Genomic DNA, 10,737 nt, shown 5'->3' with positions numbered 1-10,737 from the left:
GTCGTGTTCTCGAGGGTGTCGATGGCGGAGCCCCAGACGGTGATACCCGCCTCCGTGATGTCGTCGTAGAAGTCGTTCCAGTCGTAGCCGTCGTCGTTGAGGAGCCTCGTGACCCACTGGTCGAGCTTCAGGGCCACCTCGGGCCGGGCGTAGACGCGCCCGAACCCCAGCTGCGGGTTCGCGCCCATCTCGGGCGTCTCGCCGGCCTTGGGCATGAGGCCCTCGCCGAGGCCCACCATGATGGCGTGATTCTCGGGCAGGTGACGTGTCAGGTACCAGAGGCTCTCGCTCATGACGTAGGCTGAGATGGCGTCCGCGTCCTTCTTGATGCGGTTGAGCTCCGACTTCGGGGCGTCCGCGCCCTCTCCGTACCGGCCGAAGAGCTTCGTGCCGAGGGCGGTGACGGCGGCCATCATGGTCACGAGCCGCTCCATCCCCCCGTTCAGGAACGACATCTCACAGGTGAACTCGGCCGCGGGCGCCCCGCGCGTCCACTCGACCTCGACGTCCTCCAGCCAGAGATGGAAGCGTCCCAGGATGGGCCGGGTGTCGAATGCCCACTGAGCGATGGTGTTCTGTCTGTCGCGTTCCGTGTCGTTCAGGGCGCACCTCCCAGGGCTGGGGGGCTGAGGCCGGAATCCTCCGCTACTCCTCGCCGATCTTCAGTCTGTACTTGAGCTCGCTGATCGTGCCGTCCTCATCGACCGTCAGGACGAACCCCTTCTTCTTGCCGAAGAAGGTGCCGGTGTAGACGGCCCACGTCGCCTCGTCGAGCCGCTCGACGCCCTCGACCTCGGTGCCGTCGTAGTAGAGCGCGTCGAGGGCGGCGGCCAGCGTCTCGATGTCATCCTGCGACGCGATGGTGAGTCCTGCGTCGTGGATGATCGAGAGCTCGTTCTCGAGGGTCGACTCCATGCTGAGGTCGCTCAGGATCAGCACGCCGCCGGTGTCCGACCTGCACGCGGCGAGATCGTACTGCATGTAGTCGTACGAGATGCCTCCCTCGATCTCCAGCTCGCGCTTGATCTCGTAGAACGACCAGTCGGGGAACGTGGCCGCGAGAAGTGGCGCGACCTTCTCATGCAATCGCACTGTGCCTTTCTCGGTCGTGCGCTCGACGCCGAGCGAGTCGAGCTCGGCGAAAACGGCGTCGACGCAGTCGAAGTCGTCGGGCGTTTCCTCCTGAGCGAACGTCGTCGGGACGAAGGCGACGAGAATGACCAGCGCGAAAAGCACGGATAACGGTTTCATGAGCGTTTCCCTTCACTCAAAGCGACCGGGATGACGAAGACTCGAGTCTGTGGTGCACGGCGCCGGGCAGGCTATCACGTCCAGCCTCATCTCTCAACCTGCGGAGCTATCTGAGAAGGAGGACCCTGGTGCGGGCTGTGGCTGTGCCGGTCGCGCGGGCGAAGTAGACACCGGACGGCAGGAGCCGTCCCGAGGTGTCGCGACCATCCCACGTGAGGCCGTCGCGTCCGGTGAGACGGCGAACGAGGCGACCGGCGACGTCGTGAATGGTCACAGAGGTCGGCGCGGTTGCGCCGTGCGGGACCGTGAACGATGTGCTGCCGGTAAAGGGGTTCGGTGCGGCACGAAGGGACCGATGAGGCGGGGCAGCATTCCCTGCAACGCCCGTCGGCGGGTCGAGGAGCGCGAAATGGACCTCCGTATCATCCTGCTCGGGTCCCCGCGCCCACGCGAGTGCCACGACGCCGCTTGCGAGGACGACCGGGTGCGGCTGCGTGTCCCAGCCGGCATAGGGGAGCCACGCGTCCTCCGAACCCCAGCCCGCTCCGTCGGGCGAGACGCGCGAGACGAGCTCGTAGGGGTTCCCGCCGTTCGAGACGGCGTAGTAGAGCGCGTACTGCCCGTCGGCCAGCTCAACGGGGAACGAGTCGTGCGAGTTCTGGTTGGTCGTGACGCGGTTCTCACCGCTCCAGGTGACGCGGTCGGTCGAGGTCTTCGTGAAGACGTCGATCTGGTAGTACCAGATGCCCGTCTTGCGCTGGTAGGAGAGGACGTACGTGCCGTCGGAGTGCCGCATGATGCGGTTCAGTGACCCGGAGCTGACGCGCGTCTTCGCCTGGTCCCAGGTCGCACCGTCGGCCGAATGAGCAATGTAGCCGCCGTCCGAGAGGACGTCGTAGGTCATCGTCAGCGAGCCGTCGTCCTCGACGACGACGGTCGGGTTCACGAGGTCCTCGGTCGTCCAGCCAAGGTCGATCTCGCCCCGCGCCGTCCAGGCCGTGCCGCCGGGCGAGTCGGCCATGTGGATGCGGTAGCCGCCGCTCTCGTCGGTCAGGTAGTAGATCTGGAACGTGCCGTCGTCGAGCTGGACGAGCGCCGGGTGCCGCTCGTTCCCCGGCCCGTCGACGACGACCGTCGGGATCGCCCAGGACGCGCCATCGACCGACGTCGTCACCAGGATGTCGCCGTTGGCGAAACTGGAACCCAGACGTTCGTAGGCGAGCATGAGCGTCCCGTCGTCGCGCTCGATCATCGAGGGCATGTAGTTGAGGTACGCGTCGTCGGTGACCTGGACGATGTCGTGGGCGGTCGCCGCCGCGGGTATGAGGAGCGTTGCGAGCGCAAGAAGAACGACGACGCATGATGCGTGGCGCATGGTGACCTCCGGCTACTTGACGACGACCAGCTTGCGGACCTCGACGTTGTTCTCACAGGACAGGCGGACGAAGTAGACACCGGCGGCGACGTCGCGGCCGCGCCGGTCGGCTCTGTTCCACCTCGTCTCGAAGGTGCCGGCAGGTTTGACCTCGTCGACGAGCGTCGCGACGAGACGTCCGCTCAGGTCGTGAACGGCGAGGGTGACCCGGCCCGGCTCGCCGAGCGTGTAGCTCAAGGTCGTCGCAGGTCCGAACGGATTGGGGTGGTTCTGCGCGAGACCGAGCCGGGCGGGTTCGTCGATGCCGGCCTGCATGTCGGCCGCGAGCGCGCAGAGCATCCACCAGAAAGCCCTGCCCTTCCGGTAGCAGTTGAAGCAGTGCGAGTGAGCACACGAGGGGCAGGAGGGGCAGTCGTGCGAGGAGCACCATGCCGAGCACCAGGCGCAGCCGTCGTCCTCGTCGGGGTGCCAGGTGCCGTCCGGGTCGTAGCTCTCGATGTCGGCGAAGTCGAAGAGGACCTTGTCGTTCGCCTCGCAGTAGGCGCGTATCTGGTCATTCCTGGCGTAGAGGTTGCCCGAGGGGCCGGTGCCGTCCAGGTGCCCCGTCATGTAGACGAAGATCACGTCGGGGTAGTCCTGCTCGAGCTGGTCCATCGCATCCAGGTAGGTGTTGATGCCCGCCTCGGTGTTGTCCGAGCAGCCGCCGCACCACGACCACATGACGAGGTTGATGCCGGGGTCGGCCGCCAGCGCGTTCTCGGTCGGCGTGACCCACGACGTGTCGCCGTTGTGGCCGAGGTCGTCCCCGTACTCCTGGAACTGGAAGGTCCCGGCCCCGTTGTTGTAGTCGAACAGCGGGTCCTCCTCCCGGACCATCCACATGCCCGTAACGATCTGGCTGCCGTGCGATGTGTGGCCGTAGAACATCTCGAAGGACGTCTTGGCGTCCTCGACGACCGGCGCGGGGATGTGCTCGAACGCCGCCACGATCGTATGGTCGGCGATGATCGCGTCGGCGAGGGCCGGCGCGGCGCCCGCGAGAAGGGCGGCGACCAGCAAAGCCATGGCCAAAGGAGCGTTGCGGTGGTTCATCCGGTTCCCTCCACGGTTGACTACTTGACGATGACGAGCTTGCTGACCTGAACGGCATCATCGCACCTGAGTCTGGCGAAGTACACGCCGGACGCGACGCGGTGTCCGCACTCATCGGTTCCGTTCCACACGACGCTGTGCCGTCCGGCGGGCGTCTCCCCGTCGACGAGCGTGCTCACGAGGCGCCCCACGATGTCGTAGACGGCCAGCGTCACACGGCCGTCCTCGGGCAGGGTGTACCGGATGGTCGTCGCCGGGTTGAACGGGTTCGGTGTGTTCTGAAGAAGCTCGACCGCTCCCGGCTCGGGTGGTCCGTCCGGCACGCCGGCCTGCGTGCAGCCGACACCGTAGCAGCCGATCTGCGGAGAGACCGAGAAGAGGCACCCGGTCAGGTCGAGGCACGGCGAGTCCTCGGCGATCGTGTAATCGCCCGCCGGCGCGTTGCAGAAGAGCGGGTCGTTGCTGCGGTTCCCGTCGACGCCGTTCTGTCCCGCGATGCACCCTATCCAGTCGCCGCCCTGGTTTCCGAAGACGTCCGAACAGTCGAACTCGGGCGCCACTGCGCTCCCGGCGACCGCCTCGCCAGGGCCGCCGAAGGCGATGATGCTGCTCATGACGCCCAGCGAGCCGCCGGAGATCGAGATCCCGCTGCCGACCTCCGCCTGGTTCTCGGCGACGGTGCAGACCGTGAGCGCGAGCTGGGCGTTGCGCGACCAGAGCGCGCCGCCCTCGCCGGCCGAGTTCCCGGAGAGCTCGCAGTAGTGGAACTGGAGCTGCGACGACGAGTCGGCCGCGGCCGCGCCGCCCCGGGCCGCCTCGTTCTCCGCGAGAACGCAGTCCCTCATGTAGACCGAGCCCGAGTCGCCGACGAGGACGGCGCCACCGTTCCCGGACGGCTGGTAGCCTCCGGTCAGCGTCACGCCGACGATCTGGCACGCCGGCCAGCGGCTCGACCGGTAGGTGAGGGCGCGGTGTGCGGCCCGTCCCTCGTCCGAGCAGTCGATGACGCAGCTCGTCGGGTTCTCGGAGACAGAACGGATGTTGACCCACTTCCCGATGACGTTGACGTCGCGGTTCCCGGGTCCCGAGAAGACGCCGTCTGCCAGCCGGATGGTGGCCCCGTCGACGGCCGCGTCGACCGCCGACTGAATGGTGGGGAAGTAGCCGGTACCGTCGGGGTAGACGAAGTAGTTGCTGCACCCCTCGTCGTACGCGCCCATGAGGACGCCGCACGCGTTGTTGTCCGGGAGACACTCCGACGGCGACGAGAGCGTGAGGACCGTGTCCCATTCGGCGCAGAAGAGCGGGTCGACCGAGAGGTTCCCGTTCATGGTCTGCTGGTGTTCGATGCACTCCGTCCAGTCTCCCTCGGGGTTTCCCCAGATGTCGGTGCAGGCGAACTGTGGCAGGCCGCCCTCGAGGCACACGACGGCGAACGTGTCGGTGTTCGCCGTGATGATCGTCTGCTGGACGTCAGGGGAGGCCGCGACCGCCGCGAGCGCGCCGCCGTGGTTCCCGTAGATGGTGCAGTTCGTGATGGTCGGGCTTGCCTCGTAGCAGCCGACGGCCGCACCGTACGGCGACGTGTTGTCGATGACGAGGCAGCCCTCGATGGTCGGACTCGAGCCGTAGCAGGCGATGGCCGCTCCGCCGTCCGAGGCCCATCCGCCGCGCAGACGGATGTCCTCGAGGCGGGAGGCCGGACCTTCGCCCGAGACGAAGAGGAAGCAGCGGTGCTCGTCGAGCGGCGTCCCCTGCGCGTTCACCGTGCAGACGTCGGGGTCCCTGCTCTGGGAGCGGACGGTCACCGCCTTCCCGCGGAACGAGACGTCGCGGTTCCCCTGGCCGGTGTAGACGCCGTCCTGGAGCTTGATGATCTCGCCCGACGACGCGGCATCGATGGCCGCCTGGATGGTCGGGTAGTCCCCCGTCCCGGCCGCGTTCAGGATGATGGCGGGGTCCGGGACCATGTTCTTGATGAGGTGCTCGCTCGTGTGGCTGCCGGAGTGGCCGTAGATGTCGTCGACGGCGTACCAGCCGTTCATCGAGCCGCCCCAGCCGTAGTTCAGGTGGATCTGATGCTCCGAGCCGTCGACCCGCCACCCGTCGCACGCCAGCGCGTGGCCCGGGTAGCCGTACGGCATCGGGCGGTCGCTTCCGATCTCGCTCTGGATGAGCTGGAACCACTCGTTTGAGGTGTAGTCCGCCCCGTCCTCGTAGCTCATCGAGTCGTCGTAGCGGAAGTAGGACCTGAGGACGTACGGGCCGCTCGAGAGGCTCGCGTATGAGGCGTCGTGCCCGTAGTTCATCTCGTAGGCGACTCCGACCTCGTAGCAGATCTCGGCCAGACCCGTGCTCGATCCGCTCCAGTCGTAGGCGTCCGAGAAGTCGGCGGAGAGGCTGTCGCCCGGAACGGACCCGTCGCCGTTCCACCAGTAGGTGTGCCGGCCGAACCCGTGCGGCGGCCAGGCGTGGTAGTTCATGACCTGCGCGGTGCCGGTGGCGACGCACCCGACGAGGCACCGTCCGCCGTCGCCCATGGGGCAGTCCGCGTTGTAGGGGTACTGCTGATGCCAGTTCGTGGAGAGGAGCGGACCCGTCCCGCGGAGCGGCGGCTCCATGCCGCGCTCCATGCGGGTCTCGAAGACGGCGGGCGCGACGCTCAGGCGGTCCCACGTGTCACGATGGTGGGTCGGAAACGTCTCGTCCCGCGCGGGAGGGGAGACGTCGAGGCGGCCGTAGCGGTCTACGAAGATGGAGAACTGCGCATCGAGCCGCTCGCGGACCAGCTGGACGAGACCGCGCGTGGACTCGACATCGAACGTGCCGGTCTCGCTGTAGAGCTTGACGGGAGGGAGCTCCCGTAGCGCGGTGACGACGACGAAGCCGTCCGGGTCGACGGGGAAGGCGTACGCGAGCGTCCGCCCGTCCTTCGACACGAGCGGCCCAGGTGTTCGGACTTCAGGAATCGAGCGCCCGCTCCAGCCGCCGGTCCGGCGGGCTACGGAGCGGGTCCAATTGCCGGCGACGGTCCTCACGTCGGCGGCATCGGGGATGGTCCCGAACGAGCCGTGCGGCAGGAGAAGGACGAGCAGAACGAGTGTGCCGACGGACAGCTCCCTCGCGGTCATCTCGCGGCTCCTTCCACGCTCGCTCCAGTGAGTGGGGACGCGGTGGCTGTCGAGGTTCCTGCGAACGGTATTCCGCGAACAACACAAGCTTACCACTATGTCCCGCGCAGCTCAACAGACTGCTATCCGCCTGAGGGCCCGCTGCCTCTCGAATACGACAAGGCCCCCGGCGAAAGCCGGGGGCCGTGTGGAACGCACGAGCGGTCAAACGGGGTCATGCCGCGGCGCGATGCCGGACATGTCGAGTGCTACTCTTCTTGCTTCTCCTGCTCCGGCGCATCGCTCTCTTCTGACGGTTTGGCCGGCGACCCCATCGACTTGTAGTCCTCAGGGACGACGAAGAGCGCATCGTCAACTTCTCCGACCTCGATGTTCCTGAGCGCAACCTCGCGCCTCTCGTCATACGGTACGACGAAGCGAAGAGGCACGCCCAGATCCTCCGACAGCCAGACGGTCATGAGCAGGCCGCCCGCGTTCCGGAGTTCGATCCGTTCGACCTCGTAGCCCTCGATCGTGTCGACCATCGCGGCCTCTGTGCTGTCTGCATGAGCGTGATGGTCGTGACCGCAGCCGTCCCCGTGTTCGTGGCCGTAGAACGAGACGGCCTTCTTCTGCCGGAACGCCTCGAACGGGTCGTTGACGAGATTCGCCATGGCCTTGCTGTCCATCGTCACGAACAGCTTGGCCGCGGGCATCAGGGCCGTTGTCTCGTGTGCCTCGGTGTCGACGATGAGAATGCTCTCCTGGCCTCCCTGGGCGGAGTCGATGCGGTAATGATCGCCTCCCCAGTAGACCTTCATCTCGCTCGCCTCATCGTCCACGGTCAGGATCATATCGGCCGTGAACTCGACAGCTGCGAGCGGCGCCGCGGCAACGGCGAGCACCAGCACCGCAGCGACGAGCGCGGCGGACCATGACGTTCTCGAGGTCATCCATGCCTCCTTCCGTCAGAACCCGCGGGGTTCTCTGTCACCAACTCGTGAGTGCCGCACGCTCTCCGACGGTCGCAGACCGTCACCACGGATGATAGCACGTGCCGTGTCCTCACGCTACGCAAGTCCGGGCGCATCGTCGCTCATCGTCCGGTGCGCCACGGGCACACCTCGGTCGAGCTCCGGACGGTCTCTCGGTTCCAGATCGTCCAGCCAGCCGGCGCCCGGGACGAGCGACCGCTTGAAGAGCCTGCCGTGGTCGTCCCGGTTCTTCGCCTGATGGTATCGCATGTAGATGTCGCTCCCCATGATGCCGACGACTTCGATCTTCCCCGTGCGGTGGGACATCACGTAGCGGAACCGCTTCGCGTGGCCGTCGAGCCGTTCTCGCGCGTCCTCGACGACGCGGTAGCCGCGCTTCAGTGTGACCTGAAAGCTGGACTGCACGCCGCGGACCGGTCGGCACTGGAAGACGTAGTACGGCGCCACGCCGAAACGGACGAGCCCTCTCAGGAGCTCGGCCAGCGTCTCCGGGTCATCGTTGACGCCCTTCAGGAGCACGGCCTGGTTGCTGACGACGACGCCCGCGCGCATGAGTGCGTCGACCGCTTCGGCGGCTTCATCGGTGAGCTCGCGCGGGTGGTTGAACTGCGTGACGGCGTAGAGCCGCCGGTCGGGTCTTGAATACTGCCGCAGCAGCCCACGGAGACCGGCATCCTCCGTGATGCGCCCCGGATGGACGACCGGGATGCGCGTGCCGATCCGGATGAAGTCCAGGTGCTCGATGGGGTCGAGACGGTTGAGCAGTCGGCCGATCGCGTCGGTCGAGAGCACCAGAGGGTCGCCTCCGCTCAGGAGGACATTCGTGATCTCGGGATGCTGCTCGATGTACTCGGCAGCGTCGTCGAACCGGCGGAGGATCTCCTCGGTCGGCAGGCCGACCAGGCGCTTCCTGAAGCAGTGCCGGCAGTAGACGGCGCACCGGTTCGTGACGAGCACCAGCGCGGTGCTCGCGTACTTGTGCTGAAGCCCGGTGAGCTTGGTGTTCTCTCGCTCCCCGCTCGTGTCGTACGAGCCGAGGAGCGAACGCTCGCTCGGCGACGGGATCGCCATCCTGCGGATGGGATCGTCAGGGTCGGACCAGTCGATGAGGGAGAGGTAGTACGGCGTCACGCGCATCGGGTGCCGTTCGGTCACCGCGCGGAGCGCGTCCACCTCCGTTCTCGACAGACGGCCTGTCGCCGCGAGCTCGTCCAGTTCACGGATGGTTCCTCTCAGGATTCTCCTTGTCACGTTCTGCGCGATCACCTCCCGTGGGGTGGTACTCAATGACGGTCGCCTCGGATGCATCGCGACGACGCCGCGTGATCCCGGACGACCAGGGGCCGGTCCTCGTCACGAGGACCGTTTCGTACGAGTCCCGCCGCGCCGCTTCGGCATGTTCCATGAGCAGAACAGAGGTGCTTCACGTCCCGGGGGCATCCTGCATGATCGGGACGCTCGCCGCAGGTCGGCGCGGCTCAAGGGGCACATCACTCTGGAATGCGCTGCCTCGAAGGGGCTGCCGGAACCGCGGAGCGCTGTCCGCACGGCAGCTACCTCTCATCATGCACCGTGAGAGGCCCTCTGTCAATCCTCTCGCCGAACTCCCGGAACGGCTGAGTGTTCATTCTGTGTGAGGACGCGGTGGAACGGGGTTTTCGGAGGGGGACGCAGCGAAAAACGACTTGCCTCGTGTCGGTTTGTCTGTATACTCGACGTGCCCTGCTCGCACGCAGAAGATGAGGCTTCTGCGTGCGTTGATTTGCAGGACGCTTCCGGCATGAGAGGAACGCCCGTCGCCCCGCGGCGGACGAGCCTCTCGGTGCGCGCGGCATTCATGGTGTTCCGGGCTCCGGATGTGTGGGGCGCGGGACGCCGCAACGTCAGGCAAGGACCAACGAACCGGAGATCGCCCATGAGAAGTAGCTCGCTCGTGCTTGCAGTCCTCGGCATGCTGATCCTCGCAGGCACCGCATCCGCCATCCATCCGACCATCTACGGCTACATCAAGCTCGACGCCTCGCTCGACTCGGCACTCACGAACGACGGGAACTTCGCGTACGTCGTGCTCCCGTACGTGGAGGGTGAAGAGGAGAGCGCCTTCAACATGACCGCCAAGCAGACGCGTCTCGGGATGAAGTTCGTCGCCGACGACGAGAGCGACATTGACGTCTCCGGCCGCGTCGAGTTCGACTTCTACGGCGGCGGGGGCGAGAACAAGCCCAACCCGATGCTCCGACACGCGTACCTCGAGATGGACTTCGGCAGGGTCCGGCTCCTCGCCGGGCAGACGTCGGACGTCATCTCGCCGCTCAACCCCACGACGCTCAACTACATCGTCATGTGGAAATCGGGGAACATCGGCTACCGCCGGCCGCAGATCCGCGTGTCGGCAGCGATGGAGATGGGAGACGACGCGAAGCTCATACTGGCGGGAAGTGCCAACCGCAACATGGGCGACGACGAGAACGGCGAACGCACGGGGATGCCGTCGTTCCAGGGCCGCATGGCGTTCGCGACGAGGATGATGGGCGAGAAGCCGCTCGTCGTCGGCGTGTCGGGCGTCTACGGGACCGAGGAGGACGAGGGCGGGTGCGAGTTCGACCGCACCGGTGTCTCGATCGATGCGACCGTTCCCCTCGGCGCGATGGCCGAGCTCAAGGGCGAGTACTTCACGGGCAGGAACCTGGCGGTCCACCTCGGCGGCGTCGGGCAGGGGATCGCTTACGATGAGCCGACCCGGGAGGACGACGCCTCCGAGATCGAGGCGTCCGGCTGGTGGGCGCAGCTCGCGTTCCATCCGGTCGAGACGCTGGTCATCAACTTCGGCGCCGGCATGGACGACCCCGAGCTGCCGGACTACGCCGCCGCCGACATGATCGAGAAGAACACGACCTACTACGGCAACGCGATC

At 66.7% G+C, this 10,737-nt stretch carries 8 protein-coding genes; 1 reads left to right on the top strand and 7 read right to left on the bottom strand.

Annotated features, from left to right (window positions below; translation table 11 throughout):
* The 7 genes from GF405_06325 to GF405_06295 all read right to left on the bottom strand — a co-directional run.
* Positions 1-455 (bottom strand): hypothetical protein (locus tag GF405_06325; GenBank protein MBD3367773.1); only part of this gene is annotated, 455 nt, incomplete at its 3' end.
* Positions 456-645: 190 nt separating this feature from the next.
* A complete protein-coding gene (locus tag GF405_06320) occupies positions 646-1,251 on the bottom strand; it encodes a hypothetical protein (GenBank protein ID MBD3367772.1) in 606 nt (201 codons plus the stop codon).
* A 106-nt stretch (positions 1,252-1,357) separates the two neighbouring features.
* Positions 1,358-2,626 (bottom strand): T9SS type A sorting domain-containing protein, encoded by a 1,269-nt coding sequence (locus GF405_06315; protein MBD3367771.1) that lies wholly within the window; start codon positions 2,624-2,626, stop codon positions 1,358-1,360.
* 12 nt (positions 2,627-2,638) lie between these two features.
* Positions 2,639-3,718, bottom strand: a complete 1,080-nt coding sequence (locus GF405_06310) for a T9SS type A sorting domain-containing protein (GenBank protein MBD3367770.1) — start codon at positions 3,716-3,718, stop codon at positions 2,639-2,641.
* A 20-nt stretch (positions 3,719-3,738) separates the two neighbouring features.
* Positions 3,739-6,849, bottom strand: coding sequence for a T9SS type A sorting domain-containing protein (locus GF405_06305; protein MBD3367769.1), 3,111 nt, complete (start codon positions 6,847-6,849; stop codon positions 3,739-3,741).
* A gap of 248 nt (positions 6,850-7,097) precedes the next feature.
* Positions 7,098-7,781, bottom strand: a complete 684-nt coding sequence (locus tag GF405_06300) for a hypothetical protein (GenBank protein MBD3367768.1) — start codon at positions 7,779-7,781, stop codon at positions 7,098-7,100.
* A 117-nt stretch (positions 7,782-7,898) separates the two neighbouring features.
* A complete protein-coding gene (locus tag GF405_06295; protein MBD3367767.1) occupies positions 7,899-9,131 on the bottom strand; it encodes a KamA family radical SAM protein in 1,233 nt (410 codons plus the stop codon).
* 607 nt (positions 9,132-9,738) lie between these two features.
* Here GF405_06295 and GF405_06290 point away from each other — a divergent pair.
* On the top strand, positions 9,739-10,737 hold a 999-nt coding region (locus tag GF405_06290; protein ID MBD3367766.1), incomplete at its 3' end, for a hypothetical protein.

The organism is Candidatus Effluviviaceae Genus V sp. (assembly GCA_014728125.1).
Taxonomy (GTDB): domain Bacteria; phylum Joyebacterota; class Joyebacteria; order Joyebacterales; family Joyebacteraceae; genus WJMD01.
The sequence above is the reverse complement of the archived record's forward strand: the minus strand, read 5'-3'. Positions and strand labels throughout refer to the sequence as shown.